The sequence below is a fragment of the Clostridium aestuarii genome (assembly GCF_026735135.1).
Taxonomy (GTDB): domain Bacteria; phylum Bacillota; class Clostridia; order Clostridiales; family Clostridiaceae; genus Clostridium_H; species Clostridium_H aestuarii.
On sequence record NZ_JAPQER010000006.1, the window covers coordinates 81,298 to 101,990 of the forward strand.

General features: G+C 30.0%; 18 protein-coding genes and 8 tRNA genes. 3 read left to right on the forward strand and 23 right to left on the reverse strand.

Annotation, left to right across the window (positions count from 1 at the left end; genetic code table 11):
* Positions 1–2: 2 nt before the first annotated feature.
* The 9 genes from fabF to OW763_RS13155 form a co-directional block, all read right to left on the reverse strand.
* Positions 3–1,247 carry a beta-ketoacyl-ACP synthase II gene (gene fabF, locus OW763_RS13115; RefSeq protein ID WP_268041602.1) on the reverse strand — a complete coding sequence of 415 codons (1,245 nt, stop codon included), beginning with the start codon at positions 1,245–1,247 and terminating at the stop codon, positions 3–5.
* A gap of 99 nt (positions 1,248–1,346) precedes the next feature.
* Positions 1,347–2,087 carry a 3-oxoacyl-[acyl-carrier-protein] reductase gene (gene fabG / locus OW763_RS13120; RefSeq protein ID WP_268041699.1) on the reverse strand — a complete coding sequence of 247 codons (741 nt, stop codon included), beginning with the start codon at positions 2,085–2,087 and terminating at the stop codon, positions 1,347–1,349.
* Positions 2,088–2,165: 78 nt separating this feature from the next.
* Positions 2,166–3,104, reverse strand: coding sequence for an ACP S-malonyltransferase (gene fabD / locus OW763_RS13125; RefSeq protein WP_268041603.1), 939 nt, complete (start codon positions 3,102–3,104; stop codon positions 2,166–2,168).
* On the reverse strand, positions 3,097–4,029 hold the full coding sequence (gene fabK, locus OW763_RS13130; RefSeq protein WP_268041604.1) for an enoyl-[acyl-carrier-protein] reductase FabK: 933 nt from the start codon (positions 4,027–4,029) through the stop codon (positions 3,097–3,099). The genes fabD and fabK overlap by 8 nt, the downstream gene beginning before the upstream one ends.
* Before the next feature lie 68 nt (positions 4,030–4,097).
* Positions 4,098–4,328 (reverse strand): acyl carrier protein, encoded by a 231-nt coding sequence (gene acpP, locus OW763_RS13135; protein ID WP_268041605.1) that lies wholly within the window; start codon positions 4,326–4,328, stop codon positions 4,098–4,100.
* A 75-nt stretch (positions 4,329–4,403) separates the two neighbouring features.
* Complete coding sequence (locus OW763_RS13140; RefSeq protein WP_268041606.1) at positions 4,404–5,375, reverse strand: beta-ketoacyl-ACP synthase III; 972 nt, start codon at positions 5,373–5,375, stop codon at positions 4,404–4,406.
* A gap of 19 nt (positions 5,376–5,394) precedes the next feature.
* Positions 5,395–5,853, reverse strand: a complete 459-nt coding sequence (locus OW763_RS13145; protein WP_268041607.1) for a MarR family winged helix-turn-helix transcriptional regulator — start codon at positions 5,851–5,853, stop codon at positions 5,395–5,397.
* A gap of 145 nt (positions 5,854–5,998) precedes the next feature.
* Positions 5,999–7,705, reverse strand: coding sequence for an ABC-ATPase domain-containing protein (locus OW763_RS13150; RefSeq protein WP_268041608.1), 1,707 nt, complete (start codon positions 7,703–7,705; stop codon positions 5,999–6,001).
* A gap of 106 nt (positions 7,706–7,811) precedes the next feature.
* Positions 7,812–9,053, reverse strand: a complete 1,242-nt coding sequence (locus tag OW763_RS13155; protein ID WP_268041609.1) for a peptidoglycan DD-metalloendopeptidase family protein — start codon at positions 9,051–9,053, stop codon at positions 7,812–7,814.
* A gap of 268 nt (positions 9,054–9,321) precedes the next feature.
* On the opposite strand from OW763_RS13155, the gene OW763_RS13160 reads away from it, so the two are divergent.
* Positions 9,322–10,320 carry a DnaD domain protein gene (locus OW763_RS13160; protein ID WP_268041610.1) on the forward strand — a complete coding sequence of 333 codons (999 nt, stop codon included), beginning with the start codon at positions 9,322–9,324 and terminating at the stop codon, positions 10,318–10,320.
* The gene (locus OW763_RS13165; RefSeq protein ID WP_268041611.1) at positions 10,313–11,299 is read left to right on the forward strand and encodes an ATP-binding protein; all 987 of its coding nucleotides are present in this window, start codon (positions 10,313–10,315) and stop codon (positions 11,297–11,299) included. Before OW763_RS13160 ends, OW763_RS13165 begins: the two co-directional genes overlap by 8 nt.
* Positions 11,300–11,424: 125 nt before the next feature.
* Here the strand turns inward: OW763_RS13165 and OW763_RS13170 are convergent.
* The 10 genes from OW763_RS13170 to OW763_RS13215 all read right to left on the reverse strand — a co-directional run bounded on the left by OW763_RS13170 (position 11,425) and on the right by OW763_RS13215 (position 14,679).
* Positions 11,425–11,500, reverse strand: a tRNA-Thr gene (locus OW763_RS13170).
* A 3-nt stretch (positions 11,501–11,503) separates the two neighbouring features.
* A tRNA-Asp gene (locus OW763_RS13175) sits at positions 11,504–11,580 on the reverse strand.
* Positions 11,581–11,599: 19 nt separating this feature from the next.
* Positions 11,600–11,675 (reverse strand) — tRNA-Val (locus tag OW763_RS13180).
* A gap of 12 nt (positions 11,676–11,687) precedes the next feature.
* Positions 11,688–11,762 (reverse strand) — tRNA-Glu (locus tag OW763_RS13185).
* 29 nt (positions 11,763–11,791) lie between these two features.
* A tRNA-Thr gene (locus tag OW763_RS13190) sits at positions 11,792–11,867 on the reverse strand.
* A 5-nt stretch (positions 11,868–11,872) separates the two neighbouring features.
* Positions 11,873–11,949, reverse strand: a tRNA-Asp gene (locus OW763_RS13195).
* Positions 11,950–11,968: 19 nt separating this feature from the next.
* Positions 11,969–12,044 (reverse strand) — tRNA-Val (locus tag OW763_RS13200).
* 12 nt (positions 12,045–12,056) lie between these two features.
* Positions 12,057–12,131: transfer RNA gene (locus tag OW763_RS13205), tRNA-Glu, on the reverse strand.
* Between the two features lie 135 nt (positions 12,132–12,266).
* Complete coding sequence (locus tag OW763_RS13210) at positions 12,267–13,079, reverse strand: pyruvate, water dikinase regulatory protein (RefSeq protein WP_268041612.1); 813 nt, start codon at positions 13,077–13,079, stop codon at positions 12,267–12,269.
* Positions 13,080–13,350: 271 nt separating this feature from the next.
* Positions 13,351–14,679 (reverse strand): aminotransferase class V-fold PLP-dependent enzyme, encoded by a 1,329-nt coding sequence (locus tag OW763_RS13215; protein WP_268041613.1) that lies wholly within the window; start codon positions 14,677–14,679, stop codon positions 13,351–13,353.
* 109 nt (positions 14,680–14,788) lie between these two features.
* Here OW763_RS13215 and OW763_RS13220 point away from each other — a divergent pair, with 109 nt between their 5' ends.
* The gene (locus OW763_RS13220) at positions 14,789–16,021 is read left to right on the forward strand and encodes a BaiN/RdsA family NAD(P)/FAD-dependent oxidoreductase (protein ID WP_268041614.1); all 1,233 of its coding nucleotides are present in this window, start codon (positions 14,789–14,791) and stop codon (positions 16,019–16,021) included.
* Positions 16,022–16,042: 21 nt separating this feature from the next.
* On the opposite strand, the gene OW763_RS13225 is transcribed toward OW763_RS13220, so the two are convergent.
* The 4 genes from OW763_RS13225 to OW763_RS13240 form a co-directional block, all read right to left on the reverse strand.
* Positions 16,043–16,324 carry a hypothetical protein gene (locus OW763_RS13225; protein ID WP_268041615.1) on the reverse strand — a complete coding sequence of 94 codons (282 nt, stop codon included), beginning with the start codon at positions 16,322–16,324 and terminating at the stop codon, positions 16,043–16,045.
* A 339-nt stretch (positions 16,325–16,663) separates the two neighbouring features.
* Positions 16,664–17,410 carry an acyl-[acyl-carrier-protein] thioesterase gene (locus tag OW763_RS13230; protein WP_268041616.1) on the reverse strand — a complete coding sequence of 249 codons (747 nt, stop codon included), beginning with the start codon at positions 17,408–17,410 and terminating at the stop codon, positions 16,664–16,666.
* Positions 17,411–17,583: 173 nt separating this feature from the next.
* Positions 17,584–18,972 (reverse strand): sigma-54 interaction domain-containing protein, encoded by a 1,389-nt coding sequence (locus OW763_RS13235; protein WP_268041617.1) that lies wholly within the window; start codon positions 18,970–18,972, stop codon positions 17,584–17,586.
* 201 nt (positions 18,973–19,173) lie between these two features.
* Positions 19,174–20,679, reverse strand: a complete 1,506-nt coding sequence (locus OW763_RS13240; RefSeq protein ID WP_268041618.1) for a sodium:solute symporter family transporter — start codon at positions 20,677–20,679, stop codon at positions 19,174–19,176.
* Positions 20,680–20,693 lie beyond the last annotated feature (14 nt).

Genomic DNA, 20,693 nt, shown 5'->3' on the forward strand with positions numbered 1-20,693 from the left:
TTTTACCTCGCATCCCATTTTTTCAATACTATTGTTGCATTATGTCCACCAAAACCTAAAGAGTTAGACATTGCATATTGCAATTTTTGTTCTCTTCCTTCATTTGGAACATAGTCCAAATTACATTCTTCATCTGATACTTTATATCCTATAGTTGCTGGTATATAACTTTCTTGTAATGATTTAGCACAAATTATAGCTTCAATTGCACCAGCTGCTCCAAGTAAATGTCCTGTCATTGATTTTGTTGAGCTTACTGGAATATCATATGCTTTATCTCCAAATACACTCTTAATTGCTGCAGTTTCAAATTTATCATTATACGGTGTACTAGTTCCGTGAGCATTTATATATGAAATTTCTTCTGGTTTTATATCTGCATCTTGCATTGCAATCTTTATAGCTCTTGCTGCACCTTCTCCACCTGGAGCTGGTGAAGTCATATGATAAGCATCTCCTGTAGCACCATATCCTACTATCTCTGCATATATCTTTGCATTTCTTTCTTGTGCGTGTTCAAGAGATTCAAGAATTAGTATTCCTGCACCCTCACCCATAACAAATCCATCTCTCTCCTTATCAAAAGGGATAGATGCTCTGTTAGGATCACTATTTGTACTTAATGCTGTAAGTGATGTAAATCCAGCTACCGCTAATGGTGTAATTGATGCTTCAGTTCCCCCTGCTATTATTACATCTGATAAACCATTTCTAATATTATGAAAAGCTTCTCCAACAGCATGCGTTCCTGTAGCACAAGCTGTAACTACTGTACTACAAATTCCTTTTGCTCCATGCTTAATAGCAATATTTCCTGCTGCCATGTTGCTTATAATCATTGGAATAAAAAATGGTGATATTCTGCCCGGTCCTTTTTCCATTAATTTCTTGTGTTGTTCTTCTATAGTTGTTATTCCACCAATTCCAGAACCTACAATAACTCCAAATCGTTCTGTATCTATATCTGCTTCATCAATCTTTGAATCTTTAACAGCTTCATTAGCAGCTATCATAGCAAATTGACAAAACTTATCCATTCTTCTTGATTCTTTTCTATCTAGGTAATCTAAAGCATTAAAATTCTTAACCTCAGCAGCTAACTTAACTTTAAAATCTGATGTATCAAAGTTCTTTATTTCATCTATTCCACATTTTCCTTCTTTAATACTATTCCAAAAATCATTTGCATTATTTCCAACTGGAGTAATAGCTCCTATCCCAGTAACTACAACTCTTCTATTTGCCATATTGTCACTCCCTTTTTTTGTTAGGTTCTATGTAGTAAAAACCTATAAAACATATTATAGTTGTTTTTTTATAGAAAATTTCATTTTCTAGTACTATTTTTACATATGCATTCCACCATCAACACTAATAACTTGACCTGTAATATAGTTTGCCATATCTGATACTAAAAATGCTGCAGTATCCGCAATATCTTCTGGTGTTCCTAATTTTCTTAACGGAATATTACTTTTTATACTTTCTTTAATTTTATCTGATAAAGCTTCTGTCATATCAGTTGCAATAAATCCTGGTGCTATAGCATTTACAGTTATTCCTCTTGCTGCTAATTCTTTTGCTACTGATTTTGTAATTCCTAATATTCCTGCCTTAGCAGCTGCGTAATTCACCTGACCTGCATTTCCTGCAAGACCCACAACTGATGATATATTTATAATTTTTCCACTTCTTTGCTTCATCATTACACGTGCTGCATGTTTTGTGCAATTAAATACTCCTTTAAGATTAACTTCTATAACATTATCGAATTCTTCTTCTTTCATTCTTATAAGTAGTGTATCCTTAGTTATTCCTGCATTATTAACTAGTATATCTACTGAACCAAATGCTTCTTGAGCTGCATTTATTATCTTTTCACCATCTTCAAACTTACTTACATCCGCTTGAACTAATAATGCTTTTACTCCTTTTGCCTCTATTGCTTTTGCCACTTCTTCTGCTGCATTTATACTACTTCTATAATTCAAAACTACATTAGCTCCAAGTTCAGCAAATTTCAAAGCAATAGCTTTTCCTATCCCTCTACTAGCTCCTGTAACTATCGCTGTCTTCCCTTTTAGCATTAACTTTTCCATACTACTCCTCCCAATTTTTTGAGTTTAGTAATTTATTTTAGTTTAGACTTTTTTACCCTAAATTCTTTAAATTTCTTTAAGCTTTTCTATTGTTTTATTAAGTGATTTTAAGTCTTCTATATTTAATATAGTAGCTTTTCTGTTTATTTTCTTTACAAATCCACTTAATGCTTTTCCTGGACCTATTTCAATAAAAACATCTATTCCTTCATTCATCATATTCCTTATTATATCTTCCCACATTACTGAACTCATAACCTGTTTTCTTAACAATTCTTTTATCTGTGATTTATCTTTAACATAGTCTCCTGTAACATTAGTCATAACTTTAACCTGCATGTCATCAATATTTACGTTTTTAAGTTCTTCATAAAGCTTTTCTGCTGCTGGCTCTAACATAGAAGTATGAAAAGGTGCACTAACGGTAAGTGGTATTACTCTTTTTGCTCCTAATTCTTTAGCCTTTTCACTAGCAACTTCAACAGCTTTAATTTCCCCAGCAATAACTATTTGACCAGGACAGTTGAAATTAGCAACTTCAACTATACCTATCTCCTTGCAAGCTTCACATGCTTCTTTTACTTTATCATTATCCAGCCCTAAAACGGCTGCCATAGTACCAACACCTTGTGGTACCGCTTCTTGCATATATTTACCTCTCTTTTTAACAAGTCTAACCGCATCCTCAAAATTCAAAGCGCCACTATATACTAAAGCTGAATATTCTCCAAGACTTAAGCCTGCTGCTGCATCAGCTTTTATATTATTCTGCTCTAATGCTTTAAGTAATGCTATACTTGTAGTAACAATAGCTGGTTGAGTGTTTTCTGTTCTATCCAGCTCCTCTTTACTTCCTTCAAAACATAGCTTACTTATTGAGAATCCTAAAGCTTCATCTGCTTTTTCATAGATTTCTTTACATTTAGGTATGCTATCATAAACTTCTTTACCCATACCTACATATTGAGCACCTTGACCTGAAAATAAAAATGCAATCTTACTCATGGTAACCTCCTAATTTTGTTGCTTCTTGAAACATTTCTTCAATTATTTCCTTACAGCTTTGTTCTTTCTTTATTAATCCAGCTATCTGTCCAGCCATAACCGATCCCATTTCAATATCGCCGTCTCTTGCTGCTCTTGGAAGAGCCCCTTTGCCTAGTTCTTCATATTCTTTTAAAAGCTCTGAATTTTTATCTAACTCCTTAAATTTTCTAGCTAATTTGTTTCGTATAACTCTCACTGGATGCCCAGTTATTCTTCCAGTAACAACAGAATCAATATCCTTTGCTTTTATTACTTTATCCTTATAATTCTGATGTACAGTACATTCTTTAGCAACTAAAAATCGTGTGCCAATTTGAATACCAGACGCTCCAAGCATAAATGCTGCTGCTACTCCTCTACCATCACCAATACCACCAGCTGCAATTACAGGAATATTTATAGCATCAACTACCTGTGGAACAAGCGCCATAGTTGTAAGTTCACCAATATGACCTCCTGCTTCAGTTCCTTCTGCAATAACTGCATCTGCTCCACTTCTTTCCATCCTTCTTGCTAATGCTACTGAAGCAACTACAGGTATTACTGTAATATTATGTTTCTTCCACATCTCCATATATTTACCCGGATTTCCTGCACCAGTTGTTACTACTTTTACTCCTTCTTCACAAACAAGTTCTGCTAATTCCTTAGAGTTATCACTTAGAAGCATTATATTTACTCCAAATGGTTTATCTGTAAGTTCCTTTGTCTTTCTTATTTCCTGTCTAATATAATCTACAGGCGCATTAGCTCCTGCTATAATCCCAATTCCACCTGCATTTGATACAGCTGCAGCTAATGAACTATCTGCTATCCATGCCATTCCACCTTGAATTATGGGATGTTTTATTCCTAATTTTTTAAACAAATCAATCTTAGCCATATATATACTCTCCTATAAAATAAGACTGCTGACATTATAAGCAGTCTATTATTAATTCTTTTGAATTATTATTTAGCTTTTGAATTTATATATGTAACAAAATCTTTAACTTTTTCCATTTCCTCAAGATCTTCACTAGGAATTTCCATTTTGAATTCATCTTCTAATTCCATAACAATTTCAAAAATATCTAGTGAATCAATTCCTAAATCATCTTCAAATGTAGATTCTAATTTTATTTCCTCTTCATTCATATCTAAGTGTTCTGCTATAACTTTTCTAATTCTTTCAAATGTCATAATAAACTCCTCCTAATATATATATAATTTTTTATAATTTATTTTCTATTTTTATAAACTCTAAGCTTATTGAACCTACCATTGAATTAGCTGTGCTCCATATGTTAGACCGCCACCAAATCCAACAAGAATTATCTTATCTCCTTTGTTAAACAAACCTTGTTGAGCGGCCTCATCTAAAGCAATTGCTATACTCGCTCCAGACGTGTTCCCATATCTATCTAAATTGATAAAGAATTTTTCTTTATCTATTTTTAATTTTTTACAAACATACTCAATAATCCTCATATTTGCTTGGTGAGGGATTATATATTTTATATCATCCAAACTACACTCAGCGTCTTGTAAAACTTTGTTTATACATTCTACCATTACATGTGTAGCAAATTTGAATATCTCTCTTCCATTCATAGATACAAAATTGCTGGTTACTTCTTCCTCTTCAACCAAAAAGCTTCTAAGTGGAATAGCATCACATTCTAAATGCTCTCCTTTACTTCCATCTGAACCTGTATATTCTGATATAATTCCCTTTTCATTACTTCTTTGAAGAATAGCAGCTCCTGCTCCATCTCCAAAAAGAACACAAGTATTTCTATCTTTCCAATCAACTACTTTTGATAATACTTCTGCTCCAATAACTAAAGCTGTTTTATGTTGTCCTGTTTTTATAAATTGAGAAGCAATATTAAGTGCATAAATAAATCCAGTACAAGCTGCTGATATATCGAAACATGTAGCATTAACCGCTTTAATTTCTTTTTGTACCAAACAAGCTGTTGATGGAATAAAACAATCTGGTGTTAGAGTTGCAAGTACTATTAAATCCACATCTTCTGGCTTTAAATTTGCACTGTCTAAAGCTCTTTTTGCAGCTTCAATTGAAAGTTGAGATGTGTTCTCTTCTTTAGATATTCTTCTTTCTCTTATACCTGTTCTACTTTTTATCCATTCATCATTGGTATCTACAACCTTAGACATATCTTCATTACTTATAATATTTGATGGAGCATAACTCCCTGTACCTACTATCTTAACTTCATACATATTAATGTACCTTTCCTTCTCATCTTTTTTTTATATTATATTTAATTTTGAAAAATTCATTTAACTTACCTAAAGCTCCTGCTAATACTTTTTCTTCTTCTTCTGATAACCCTTTAATGGTTTCTTTTATCATATCTGAATGAAATTTTTCATGAACTCTATAAGCTAACTTGCCCTTTTTAGTAAGCGTAATCTTTACTACTCTTCTATCTTTTTCATCTCTTTTTCTTTCAACATAACCTTTTTTTACCAAATTATTTATAGCAGTTGATAAGGTTCCTACTGTAATTCCTAAATCATTTGCTACTTCCGACATAGCTCTTGGTATATACATTCCTATTGCTTCAATTGTATGAATTTCTGTTGCCGATAAATCATTTAATCTTCCAGACTTAAGTGCCATTTGCTCAATTGTTAGTATTTCATTAAATGTATCTACTAATAACTCATTTAAAACATTTTTTATAGATTTATTCATTAGATCACCATTTCAAAATTGTTTCGACTTTCAAATATTTTGATAATCAAAGTATATATTAAAAATAAATCCGTGTCAACTAGCCTCTAATTTCTTAACAGAATTGTAATATTTTCATCAATTTGTTTTACAATTATTGGTTTTTTTATTTAATTCTAAGTTCCCTAAATCTATTTAAAGCTGATGCTATTTCGTGTTTTCTTGGTAATGCAAGCCTTCCTGGATGACCCTTTTTAGATGAAATGTAATCAAGTCCTTTTTCATTAATGACTTTATAAACTTTATCTACAATTTCAGTTAATGTCATTTCTTCATCTTTTACATTATTTTTTATATATTTAAATATTTCTCCAATAGCATTAGTCTGACTAATATCAACAATTTGCTCTACACTTTTCAAATCGACAGTAATTTTATTATATAAAATTGTATGCATCCCATTTATTTTTACTTTTACACCCTTATAATTTTCAGGGAAACTTCTATTTAAAACAACTCTATTACAATACATATTAATTTCACCGCTATCTAAATCTACTTCTGGCAACACTTTATTATCTGCTATTTGTTTTGCTACTTTTGTTACATCAATAGGTTTATATTCATCCATCATTATAACAGTATCAGCTACATTAAAGTAATCACCTGAACTTCCTACCACTAAAATTGTAGAAACATCTTTATTTATATATAGACTTCTAACCCTATTAATAAAAGGAGTTATAGGTTCTTTATCTACACTCACTAGTTTTTGCATTTTCTTATCTCTAATCATAAAATTAGTAGCACTTGTATCCTCATCAATTAAAAGTAATTTTGTTTTTCCTTCTAAAGCCTCTACTATATTTGCAGCTTCAGACGTACTTCCACTGGCATTTTCACTTGAAAACTTCTTTGTCGATTTACCATTAGGAAGATTATTTATAAATAACGAAATATCAACCTTTTCAATTTTCCTCCCATCTTCCGCTCTAACTTTTACAGCGCTATCATTCGTTATAACAAATTCTCTTCCGTCACCTTTAATATGGTTATACACTCCTAATTCTAATGCTTTTAAAATAGTAGATTTACCATGATATCCTCCTCCAACAATTAAAGTTATTCCATTTGGTATTGCCATACCTTTTATAATTCCTTCATTTGGTAAATTTAATTCTATTTCTAAGCTTTTAGGACTTTTAAATGGAACTGCTTGTTTTTTTAATGGTTTTGTTGAAATACCACTTTCTCTTGGTAAAATAGAACCATTTGCAATAAATGAACATATATTTTTTCTCTTTAATTGTTTTCTTATGTAATTTTGGTCTTCTACAAGCTTTATGTGGTTTATTAAAGCTTTCTTATCTGTATTTTTAAAAAATAAGCTTTGTTCAACAATTATGGGCATAACATCAAAGAATATAGTTTTTGTCTGTTTTGCAAGTATACGTCTACCAGCAGCTGGAAGCCCTACTTCAAGTCTTGCTTCTACTCTATCATTATTAATATATATAGAGGTTCTGTCCAGTATCTCTTGATCACAATTATCAATTGCTAAGACACCACTTTTTCCCGAGCCATTAACTTTATCATAGTATTTATTTATATTTTTATAAACAAGTCTAGTTAAAAAATCTACTACTGCTATTCTTTTATGGTTTTCATTAAAATATTGTAGCGGAAATTTAGCATATTTTTGTTCTATAATTATTCTTATTCTAGATGGAGCAGCAAAAGGATCTCCTTGAACATGCTCTATAGAAAGTATATACTTATCAAATTTATACTTACCTTCTATATCTTTATATGCTTTATATCCTTTACCATCTATTTGTTCTAACTCCCTTAATAATAGTTTAGAATCTTTCACACCTTCTCACCCCTAAAAATATAATATATTATAAACTTATTATATTATATCGTTATTTAATTGTTTAAAAATAGAATAGTTAAGTTATATAAAAAATTCAGCCTACTTAGGCTGAATTTTTTATATAACTTACAGGATTTTGAGCTATTCCATTGATTCTAACCTCAAAATGTACATGAGGACCTGTACTGTGACCAGTACTTCCTACATTACCTATAAGTTCTCCTTTCTTTACATTTTGTCCTTTCTTTACTTTAATGGCACTACAATGTGCATAAAGAGTTTCTAATCCATTTCCATGATTTATTTTTACTACTTTCCCATAACCTTCTATCCATCCTGCATAAGAAATAGTTCCATCATATGCAGCTTTAATTGGAGTTCCCTTATTCGCTGCAATATCAATTCCTTTATGTATCCTTCCCCATCGTCTTCCAAAAGGTGAACTTATACTGCCTCTACAGGGACGTAAAAGTGCTAAAGAATATGTGCTTACACTTTTACTATTCTTACTTTTATTTACTCCTATTTTATTACCTTTTAACACTACCCTCTGTATAGAAGTCTCAAGTACTTTTTCAGAAATTGGTTTTTTGCTTACGATTATATCATTTTCTAATGTAATCTCCTCATCAACAACCTTAACTCCTTCTTTTCCATCACTTAAAACTTTGACAGATCCATCCGATAAATCTTTAGACCATTTAATGATCGTTGTTGGAATTATCTTCACTTCTTCTTTTTTATAACCCTTTATTTCAAAACTAACCAAAGGCTTTTTATCTTTAAATATATTATTAGTAATAATATATTCTCCTATTTCATCTGGAGTCTTAACTCTAGATATATACGAATTAACTTTAATAAAATCTATAGAATTTTTTACTTTACTATCTATTATATTGTTTAAATTGTTTTTATTTGCATAATAATTTCTTATTACAGTTAAAGTCTGTATACCTTCATCTTTATTAGCTACTATTCCCAATTCTTTACCATCCGACTTAATCATTACAGCCTCAACTTTTATACTGCTATTTTGACAAATAGCTTTTTTTATCTCGTCTTCATTCTCATTCTCCAAAATTTCTTTCTTTACTTTTATTTTTTTTAAACTAAAATCATCTTTTAATTTAAAACTTTCAAATTTTTGGTTCATATCTTTCTTTATTTTGGTTAAAATATTTTCAAAGTCACTTTTATCCTTTACATACGCTATATGTTCATCTCCTAGCTTAACTTCATATACATTAGGTTTACATTGATAATACAACATAAAACATATAATGAAAGTTAGTATTATAACTATAACACTAAACTCTCGGGTATATTTATCTATCGTACTCAAATTAAACGCTCCTTTCACATTTTTCTAATATACCCATATTCACTTAAATTATGTATATTTTTTATAAGATTATTATTTGATTAATCTATATTATCTTATATAATAGTATCTATACTATATTTGTTTATATTATGTTAATTGTGTAAAACTCTATATTTTGTTATAATTAATTGTTGTATACACTATATATTGTATAAGAATAGTTGTATTTTAAATATTAATTTGTACTATTAAACACAACCATAAATTAAAGAAAGGTAGCGATTACATGAGTACATTCATGTTTAAACATAAAGCTCTTGAATATACCCCTATAAGCAACATATTTATAGATGAATTTATGCCAAAATCAAGTGGTAAATATATTAAGATATATCTGCTTAGTCTAAGATATTCTCTATCCGGAGAACTAGGAGTAAATTCTGAAAGTATATCAAATACACTTAGTTTATCTGAAGAAGATATTATGGATGCTTGGAAATATTGGAATGATGAAGGCGTAATAAGCTTAACCGAAATAGACTCTATGGGCAATTTTTCCATAGAATTTTTAGATTTAAGTAATTCTCACATAAAAAATGATAATAACTCAAATCTATTAAAAGAATTAGATAATAACTCTTTTAGAGATATGATGACAGATATTGAAAAACTTCTTGGTAGACCTCTTTCTAATAAAGAAATGACCATGTATTTAAGCTGGCAAAAAGATTTTAACTATTCGCCAGAAATAATATTACTTTTAATACAATATAGCATATCTAAAGGTAAAACAGACTATAGGTACATGGAAAAAATAGCCATATCTTGGCATGATGCAAAAATTAGAACTATAGATGATGCTCAACTTTTCATAAAAAAACACGAAGATAAATGGCTAAGCATAAAAAAAATATTGAAATATATGGGTATAAACACTAATGAAGTTATGAAGCCTCAGGAACAAATATTGGATAAATGGATTAATGTATATAAGTTTCCTCTAGACGTAATATATAAAGCTTCCGATATTTGTTTTGAAAGAATAAATAAAGCTGATTTTAAATATATTGATGCGATTCTAAATAATTGGTTTAAAAGCAATATAAAAACTCTTGAAGATATTGAAAAAAAAGATACCCATAAAACAACTTTTAAAAAGAATAATTATTATAACAAAAATTATAATATGCCTTCACCAAAAGATACTTTTAGTAATCGTAAACAGCGTTCTTATGATCTTGATGAAATAGAGAAAAAATTATTAGGATGGGATAATAATGATTAAAGGCTATCAAAGTCAAATATTAAAAATTTATGAAACAATTAGAGAACAAGAACAAAACGCTCTAAAAGAAAGGAAGAATGAAATCAAAGGAAAACTCCCTAATGTACTGAATATAGAGAAAGAAATAAGTAAATTTTCTATTGAGCTAGCTATATCTTCCTTTAAATCTATAAAAAATAGAGATGAATATTTAAAAAAGCTTAGAGAAAAAATCACCGATCTTAGAGTAACTAAATCTGAGCTTTTAGTATCTAATGGATATGCTATGGATTATTTATCTTTACACTATAGATGTCAAAAATGTAAAGATACAGGATTTATTGGAAATAACCGTTGTACTTGCTACAAAAAAAAGCTGGTTTATCTATACTATAAAAATTCTGAGCTAAACACAATTTTAGAAGAAGATAACTTTAATAATTTTAGTTATGAATGTTTTTCTACAAAAACATCAGAAAGATATCCAAAAAGTCCAAGAAAAAACATTGAATCTATAGTAAAACATTGTTTATACTTTATTGAAACTTTTTCTTCTAATAATGATAATATATTATTTTACGGTGATCCAGGCAGTGGAAAAACTTTTCTAACTCACTGCATAGCTAAAGAACTTCTAGATAGAGGATATCTAGTTATATATAGAACCGCTGAAGATTTAATTAAAGATTTAAGAAAAATACGTTTGGAACATGACTATGAACTAGAAAATTTACTCTTTGATTGTGACTTATTAATTATAGATGATTTAGGAACTGAACAAATAAATAATTTTTCTAAAACCGAATTATTCAATTTAATTAATAAGAAATTATTAAACAAAAACAAAATGCTGGTTTCTACTAATTATTCTTTAGATGAACTTTTAAAAACTTATACCGATAGAATTACATCTAGATTGCTTGGAAACTTTAATTTATATCATTTTTATGGTGAAGATATACGAATTAAAATGAATCTAAATAAAATGAAATCTCTCTAATAAAATAGCTGCTGATAATTAATTATCAGCAGCTATTTTAATTTCGCATTTAAAATTTTTAATTATATCATCATTAAAACTAATATTTTATAAACAAAAAACCTTAAGCTTACGCTTAAGGTTTTTGGTGCTGGCACCAGGACTTGAACCCGGAACCTACTGATTACAAGTCAGTTGCTCTACCAGTTGAGCCATGCCAGCATGTGGCGACCTAGAAGGGACTCGAACCCTCGACCCCCGGCGTGACAGGCCGGTACTCTAACCAACTGAGCCACTAGGCCACATTTGCTTTTTGTTTTATGGTGGGCACAACAGGGCTCGAACCTGTGACCCCCTGCTTGTAAGGCAGGTGCTCTCCCAGCTGAGCTATGCGCCCATAAAACTTTAATGGTGACTCCTAGGGGAATTGAACCCCTGTTACCACCGTGAAAGGGTGGTGTCTTGACCGCTTGACCAAGGAGCCATATCATATTTTTCATCTTACACTTTTAATGGTGCTGGCACCAGGACTTGAACCCGGAACCTACTGATTACAAGTCAGTTGCTCTACCAGTTGAGCCATGCCAGCTTAAGTGGCGACCTAGAAGGGACTCGAACCCTCGACCCCCGGCGTGACAGGCCGGTACTCTAACCAACTGAGCCACTAGGCCACATTTGCTTTTTGTTTTATGGTGGGCACAACAGGGCTCGAACCTGTGACCCCCTGCTTGTAAGGCAGGTGCTCTCCCAGCTGAGCTATGCGCCCATAAAACTTTAATGGTGACTCCTAGGGGAATTGAACCCCTGTTACCACCGTGAAAGGGTGGTGTCTTGACCGCTTGACCAAGGAGCCATATCATATTTTTCTTCAGATTTAACTTGTTCTGCCTGCGTTACCCGACGAAGAATATGATACATGAATTTTATAAAAGTGTCAACACTTTTTTTGCATTTTTTTTTATTGCTAATAAATTCTTGATAAAAATTGCTATTTTTTGTCTGAATTATACCCTATACTATCCATAATAATTAAAGCTGTATCTTCTATAGCTCTTTTGGTTACATCTATCTTTTTGCAACCCAATCTTCTCATAACTCTATCAGCATGTTCTAGCTCATCCAATATTCTTTCACCATTTGCATACTCAATTTCTCTATAATTTGCTTTCATTTTACTTAATCTATGCTTTCTTATTTCCATAAGATGTATCGGATCTATAGTAAGGCCTATTATTTTTTTTCTGTCCAATTCATATAATTCTTCTGGTATAGGTGTTTCAGGCATTAATGGAACATTTAATGCTTTTATTCCTTTATTAGCTAAATACAAGCATAAAGGAGTTTTAGATGTTCTTGAAAGTCCTACTAAAATAACATCAGCATGTTTTATTCCGCTGTGGTTTTTACTATCATCATACTGTACCGCAAATTCCATAGCCTCAATTTTTTTATAATAATCATCATCTATTTTCCAAACAGCACCTGGTCTATAATCTGGTTCTTTTCCTATCATTCGTGATAATGTACTTATACAAGGTCCTAAAACATTTATTATGTTTATTCCTTTTTCTACACATCTTTGCACTAAAAATTCTCTAACATCAACTAAAACTATTGTCGAAATTATTGCTGAATTTTCAGGTTCTTCTATGCTACTAATAAATTTATTAGCCTCTTCTATACTATTAATATAAGGTGTCCTATTCACTTGTATATTTGCTCCAAATTGATTAGCTGAAGCTTTAGCTACTAGCACCGCTGTTTCTCCTATTGAGTCTGATACTGCATATATAGTAAGCATATAAGCTACTCCCTTCTTCTGAAAATACTAGATAATATATCAAGCTATATCTTATTCTATAAGAATATTTCTATTTCTATTATATTTTAACATAATCAACTGTTATATTCTAAATTTTATTAATATTTAATATATTTCAATTCTAAAAATCACTAAATAATTTACGCTTATATAGAACTTATTTTTGTAGTTTAAATGCTAACACTAAGCTTAAATAAATTAGAAGTTGATATGCTAGCCAGCAAGCTAGCTAAGTATATCAACTCTGAATTTAAAAAAACAAACTATTATCTATAGACTTATATTTATCAATATATGCTTGTTTATTTCTTACAATTTTATTAAGCGCATAAACTAAAATATCAATTTCTCTCTGATTATTATACAAGCCCAAACTTACTCTAACCATTCCTGGCGGGTCTACTTTTTCATTTATTATATCAGACATTTGTTCTGGAGTTATTCCTACTAATTTTTGAACATAAGGTTCTGCACAAAAACATCCAGTTCTAACAGCAATACCAAATTCATATGAAAGAATTTTAGCTACTATTTCATGATGCACACCTTCTATATTAAAAGAAATAACACTTATATGTCCTGCTTCATTGTCTTTATCACAATATAACTTTAAATCTGGGATGTTTCTTAAACTATAAAGAGCATATTTCACTAAACTATTTTCATGTTTCTCAATATTCTTCATGCCTAGCATTTGTAACGTTTTTATTGCTGTTCCTAATGCTATTGCTCCTATGGCATTTGGAGTACCTGGTTCATCCTTTAATGGATCATCTGCCCACATAACAAAATCATGAGTTACAAAATCAACTGTACCTCCACCCTTATAATCTGGCTCTAGTTTCTCAAGTTCTTCTTTAGGTCCTATTAAAGCTCCCCCACCAAATGGAGCATACATTTTATGCGCTGAAAACACTAGATAATCTATATAATTATTTTCTCCTTTTCGCATATTAACTTCAGCATGAGGAACAAGTTGTGCTCCATCAACTATTATCTTAGCACCATATTTGTGAACTATTTCTGCAGCTTTATATATATCATTCCTATATCCTGTAACATTAGATGCTCCCGAAATCGTTACTATCTTTACCTTTCCCTTATATTCTTTTAACTTTTTCTCTAAATTTTCCAAGGTTATTCTACCATATTTATCCACTGGAACATAATCCAGCTCATATTTTCTCCATGGTAAATCATTTGAATGATGTTCCATATCTGTAGATAAAACAACATATTTTTTATATTTTTCATAAAAAATATTAGAAAGTCTATTTAGCCCTTCTGTTGTATTTGATACAAAAATAACCGTACTTTTATCTAAATCTGCATTTACAAATTTAGCAACTACCTTTCTAGTTTTTTCATACATACTTGTACAAAATTGGCATTTGTACCCAGCCCCTCTATGAACTGATGCATAAAAAGGAATAAATTTTATAATTTGTTGTATTACTGAATGAAAAGGAGGAGTTGTAGCCGCATTATCAAAATTTATAGCTGTACAATAACTTCCGTCCATAAGAGGAACTTTAACATTAATACCAGATATTAAATTTCTATAATATATTTGATTCATTATAATCTCTCCCAAAATATTAATATCTATATAACATTTTATTATAGTAGTATTAAAAATGTGTGGTACAATAAGAAATAAATATTTTGTAATTAAAGGGGTGTTTACTTTGAAACACGAACTTATAATAATTGGCGGTGGCGCTGCAGGAATTACAGCAGCAATTACTGCAAAGGATATGGGAATAGATACAGCAATAATAGAAAGTAATAGCAGAATAGGTAAGAAAATATTATCTACTGGTAACGGAAGATGTAATATTACTAATGAGAATATAACATTAGAAAAATATCATAGCAAAAATACTAATTTTTTTGAACCTGTTTTAACTTATTTTACAAATTTGGATACTATAAATCTTTTTAAAATGCTAGGGTTACCCTTAATAACTTTAGATGATGGTAAAATGTATCCTATGTCTCTTCAAGCCTCTTCTGTATTAGACATCTTAAGAAGTGCTCTAGAAGAAAGACAAATCCCTGTTTATTTAGATACTAACGTTAGTAATATAAATTATTCTAAAAATAATTTTAAACTAGTAACTAATAGTGATACAACTTATGAATGTACTAAACTAATTCTCTGCTGTGGTGGTAAATCAGCTTCAAAAACCGGTTCAGATGGTTCAGGATTTAATCTAGCAAAAAAATTAGGGCATAGTATTATAGAACCTCTTCCTGCCCTTGTACAGCTAAAATTAAATCATTCTAAGCTAAAAGCTTTATCTGGCGTAAAATTTGAAGGTACTGCTGAAATTTTCGTAGATAATAAAAGTATAAAAAAAGAAGATGGCGAAATATTATTTACCAACTACGGCATTTCTGGACCACCTATACTTCAGCTAAGCAGAAATGCAGCTTATGCTATTTATCAAAGTAAAAAAGTAACCTTAAAATTAGATATGATTAATAATTTATCCTTAAATGAGCTAGAAAATTTTTTGGAAAATCACTGGGGTATATTTGGATATAGAAGTGTACATGATTCTTTGGTAGGAATAATAAACAAAAAGATAATACCAATTCTTTTAAAAGAAAGTGGAATAGACAACATGCATAAATCTTGTTGGGAACTAACATACCTTGAAAAGAAAAACATTTATAACTTATTAAAGAATTGGAGCTTTGAAGTTATTGGCACAAACGGATTTAATAACTCTCAGGTAACTGCTGGCGGGATAAATACTAAAGAGATAAACCCTAATACTCTAGAATCTAAAATAATACCTAATCTATATTTTGCTGGTGAAATACTAGATGTAGATGGAGACTGCGGGGGCTTTAATTTACAGTGGGCATGGGCTTGTGGATCAATTGCAGCTAGAAACGCTGCAATTAAATAAGAAAAGTGTATTACACTTTTCTTATTTAGATATCCAGCGTTTTAATTGATATCCTATTCCAGTATCAACTAACCAATATTCTCGATCATCTTTTTCTTTTAGCTTTTTAACTAATGTTGCATCTATATATCCGAGAACGTTACCATCATATACACTAACGCTTCTTCCTTGATTTTTTTCTTTGTCTTTTTCAGTTATATCAGCTAAATAACCACTTACTTCTCCATTGAAATATTTATGAGCTTGTCTTTTCCAATATGAATAAATATTATCCGATACATTTATTGTTACTTTTGTACTCATAAATCCTTCCTCCTTAATAATTCTATATTCTATGTAAACAGTATATCATACCTTACAGTTATTATCATATTAGTTAAAAATAATACAACATTAACTTTAACCTATATTATTGTTTTCTTGTATATTTATACCATAAGAATGCACAATACTATATCTTTTAAAAATATTATGCACCCCATATTTACTGGTATTAATGCTATATATACTTAAATCTAGATCTATTATTTTTTAGTTATTATAAATTAATTTAATATAAAAATATACCTTAAACCCCTTAATTTCGTTCAAATAACAATAATATTGTTAAAAAATCAACAACTGGTCATACCTGTGTATTTTTTAACTTTTTCTCCATATTGTTTCACCTAAAGTAAGTTCTTTATCTACATTTACAATTTTATGTATGCAAACTATTTTATCATCTTCATGATTAATCTTTGTAAGTACTTTTATTGTTTCTCCATACTTGGTTTCTTTTCTATAAGTAATTTTAATATTTTCAAGAGTATGATTTAAAACTATATCCAAAGGTACACTTTCTATTAACCATGCTGCATATTTTTCATTATTTACATGTCCATTAGTATCAATATCACTGTATCTGATTCTAAAATCAACTTCATTATCAATCTTGTCTATTTTATTTAGCTTGTGTATTTTTAAAATTTTATTATCATCATCAGTTAATCCAAAAGTATTTTTTAAAAATCCATTAATTTTTATTGGTTTTCGCTTTACTGTATCAATTAACATCCAAACTGAATCTGCTGTAACAATTTTTTCTCCATCCTCAGATAATATATAAAAATTTCTATAAGCATAAAACTTTTTAATGCCGTATGGCTGGGTTCCAATTTTTATTTTTTCTCTGAATTTAGGATATCTTTTAACCTTTATATCCCACTTATATAATATCCATGCAATATTATTTTCTTTTAAATAATCCATACCAATATTCAGTGTTTCACTTTGATGTATTGCAATATCTCCAAAGTAATCAATTAGGCTTGTAATTAATGCTCTGTTTTTATAATCCACTTCATAATAATGTATCTCATATTCTTTTTCTGTTAATATACCGGCCATCCCGTCTCTCTCCCCACCACTTTAAAATTAGACATCTGAAAAAACAACAAGTCAATGATACAAAACAAACTAGCTTTACTCCATACCTTTTATGCAAATTATATCATACAAATCCTTAAATTTACTTTTTATCCATATATATTAACATATTGTTTAAAATCTTTGACTTAACCTTACTTCAATGCAATATTATTTTCTTTTATTTTCCTGTAGAGTGTTACTCTTGGAATATTAAGTTTTCTTGCTGTTTTACTTTTATTATAATTACATTCTTTTAACACATTGATTATAATTTCTTTTTCTATAGATTGCATTAAGGAATTTAGTCCCTCATTTTCTAAATTATATTTATTCTTTATAGAATTATTAATAATGAATTTAGGTACATTACTTATGCTTATATTTACGTCTTCTGAATTTACACATATTTTCTTTATTACATTTTTAAGCTCTCTTATATTACCTCTCCAATCATAATTTTTTAATATTTCTATAACATTTTTAGGCACTTTTCTATAGATACCAGTTTCTTTATAAAACTCACATAAAAACGCATCTATTAAAAGCGTTATATCTTCTTTTCTTTCTCTTAAGGGAGGTATTTCTAATGTAATTACATTTAACCTATAATATAAATCTTCCCTAAATTTATTTTCTACTATCATATTTTCAAGTTTCTTATGAGTTGCTGAGACTATTCTAATATCAAGAGGAATAGTTTTTTCTGATCCAATTCGTACAATTTCTTTTTCTTGAATTGCTCTTAGAATTTTTGCCTGCATATAATATGGCATATCTCCAATTTCATCTAAGAATAGTGTTCCACCATTAGCTAATTCAAATTTACCAATGCGACCACCTTTCTTAGCTCCTGTAAAAGCACCTTCTTCATATCCAAAGAATTCAGATTCTAGAAGATTTTCTGGTATTGCAGAACAATTTACACTTACAAAAGGTCCATTTTTTCTATCGCTTTCATTATGTATTGATTGCGCAAAAAGTTCTTTTCCTACTCCACTTTCTCCTGTTATAAGAACACTTAAATTAATTTTTGATACTTTTTCAACTTCTTTTTTACATTTTAATATAGCTGAAGATTCTCCTATTATAGTATTTAAATTATATTTAACTCTATTGTGTCTTGCTACTTCATTTTTATAAAGTTTTAACTGTTTATCTAACGTATCACATTTATCTATTAACTCTTTCATATCCTGTACTTGCTCAAACAATAACATTCCAAGTCCACCTATTAGCTCACCTGTATTGTCTAATATAGGTACCCTATGACATATAGCATCTCTTCCATTAGGGAATGTATGTCGTACAGCTATATCAGCTTTCTTATTTTGAAGTGTTTGTAAAAATTTCGAGGTTGGATTAATATCAGTAACTAACACATCAATCATTTCATCAATAGGTTTTTGAAGAAAATCAGCAAATGCCTTGTTTATATACGCCATTCTTCCTTCTTCAGTTAAAAAATCAATAGGAATAGGAATATTATCAAAAGCTCTATGACAAAACTCTATAAACTCTACTGTATCTATAAAATTAGACATATCAACCCCCTAAAGTATTTATTTTTGAATTTTACAAAAATAACAAGTTTTTCCTAAAATCATTATATAATTTTACCATTATATTTTCAAATTTCTTTAAAATACAAATATATATAATTGAATACAATAAAAATTCGTATCTTTATATAAAGATACGAATTTTTATTGACCTTATTGATTTTTAATATATTCAATATATAATTATGCTTCCATAGCAGCTTCTACACCTTTATCAATCACTTGTTGAGAAGTAGCATATGAAACTATTATAAACACTATTGTTGATATTACCATCATAAATGTACCATTGTATATACCTAATTTCCCTAAACTATTAGCATACCAAGCCATATGAAGTTTATTTCCAATTTCAAGAGTAACATTTCCTACAAGTCCCACAACTATAGACCAATAAGCTGCTTTTTCAGTAGCTCTCTTCCAGTTAAGTCCAATTCCAAGTGCTGGTGCTAATGCAGCTGCAAAAGTTCCCCAACCAAAAGCTCCAAGTACTGCAACTCCACTTTGTCCAACTGTAAAAGAAATTATAATAGTTAATATTGCAAGTATAACGACTGATATTCTTCCATAAAAAAGTTCTTGCTTTGGAGTAAGTTGTTTTCCTTGTGCAGCTGGTATATCTTTAACAATACACGCTGATACTATGTTTATAAATGAATCTGCTGTAGACATAACAGCTGATACTATGCCTGCATAAACCATACCTGCAATAACTTTAGGGGCATAATTATTCAAGAACACAACTACTGCATTATCTTTATTTGATGCTAAAAGTGCTGCTGATTCTGGCGATAATTTACCACTTACAGATAGATATTTAATACACATACCAATAGTTATCCAAAACAAACCTCCAAGCATTGCTGGAATAGCTCCTATAAATGGTCCCCATTTTAATTTATTTATATCTTTAATCATATAAAATTTATGAACTATATGAGGTTGACCTACAATTCCAATTGATAGGCAGAAAAACCAACCAATAGCTAATGCTGCTGGTATAACTCCCCATGGATTTGAAATTTTAGCTCCGCCTTTAACAGCTCCTGCAATTACAGTAGACATGTTAGGCATACCATTACCTGCTTTTACTGCAAAAATTAATATAAATATAGATGCTACTGCCATCATACCTCCTTGAAAAACATCTGTATATACGCCTGCAAGCATTCCACCTGCTGCCGAGTAAATAATAACTATAATCATTCCAACTATTACTGATGTTTTAAAACTTATACCGAAAATCGGCGATATAATAAATCCCAAAGCACTAATTTGAGTTGCTAGATACAACAATAACCCAACCATAGTAGCAATCGCTGAAATTAATCTTGTTCTATTAGACTTATATCTTGCATATATAGCATCTGGCGTTGTTATACAATTATGTGTTTCTGCTAAAAGCCTCATTCTTTTACTCATAATAATCCAGCACATAGCAAAAGAAATAGACGTTGGAAATGTCATCCATAATGTTCCCATTCCTAAATTATAAAAAAGTCCTGGTCCTCCAACAAAAACATAGCCTGATATAGCTGCTGAAAATGAAGCCATTGCTACAGACAAAATACCTAAGCTCTTGCCCGCTGCATAAAAATCTGAAGAATCTTTTGTTCTTTTCATAGCGTAAAAACCTATTAAAAGAACAATTATCATGTATAATGCAATTACTATTCTAATAGTTCCCATTAATCTTTCCCCCT

Excerpts from the sequence above, each read along its gene's own strand:
- fabF (WP_268041602.1), bottom strand. The coding sequence starts at position 1,247 with ATGGCAAATAGAAGAGTTGTAGTTACTGGGATAGGAGCTATTACTCCA.
- fabG (WP_268041699.1), bottom strand. The coding sequence starts at position 2,087 with ATGCTAAAAGGGAAGACAGCGATAGTTACAGGAGCTAGTAGAGGGATA.
- fabD (WP_268041603.1), bottom strand. The coding sequence starts at position 3,104 with ATGAGTAAGATTGCATTTTTATTTTCAGGTCAAGGTGCTCAATATGTA.
- fabK (WP_268041604.1), bottom strand. The coding sequence starts at position 4,029 with ATGGCTAAGATTGATTTGTTTAAAAAATTAGGAATAAAACATCCCATA.
- acpP (WP_268041605.1), bottom strand. The coding sequence starts at position 4,328 with ATGACATTTGAAAGAATTAGAAAAGTTATAGCAGAACACTTAGATATG.
- OW763_RS13140 (WP_268041606.1), bottom strand. The coding sequence starts at position 5,375 with ATGTATGAAGTTAAGATAGTAGGTACAGGGAGTTATGCTCCATCAAAT.
- OW763_RS13145 (WP_268041607.1), bottom strand. The coding sequence starts at position 5,853 with ATGAATAAATCTATAAAAAATGTTTTAAATGAGTTATTAGTAGATACA.
- OW763_RS13160 (WP_268041610.1), top strand. The coding sequence starts at position 9,322 with ATGAGTACATTCATGTTTAAACATAAAGCTCTTGAATATACCCCTATA.
- OW763_RS13165 (WP_268041611.1), top strand. The coding sequence starts at position 10,313 with ATGATTAAAGGCTATCAAAGTCAAATATTAAAAATTTATGAAACAATT.
- OW763_RS13210 (WP_268041612.1), bottom strand. The coding sequence starts at position 13,079 with ATGCTTACTATATATGCAGTATCAGACTCAATAGGAGAAACAGCGGTG.
- OW763_RS13215 (WP_268041613.1), bottom strand. The coding sequence starts at position 14,679 with ATGAATCAAATATATTATAGAAATTTAATATCTGGTATTAATGTTAAA.
- OW763_RS13225 (WP_268041615.1), bottom strand. The coding sequence starts at position 16,324 with ATGAGTACAAAAGTAACAATAAATGTATCGGATAATATTTATTCATAT.
- OW763_RS13230 (WP_268041616.1), bottom strand. The coding sequence starts at position 17,410 with ATGGCCGGTATATTAACAGAAAAAGAATATGAGATACATTATTATGAA.
- OW763_RS13235 (WP_268041617.1), bottom strand. The coding sequence starts at position 18,972 with ATGTCTAATTTTATAGATACAGTAGAGTTTATAGAGTTTTGTCATAGA.
- OW763_RS13240 (WP_268041618.1), bottom strand. The coding sequence starts at position 20,679 with ATGGGAACTATTAGAATAGTAATTGCATTATACATGATAATTGTTCTT.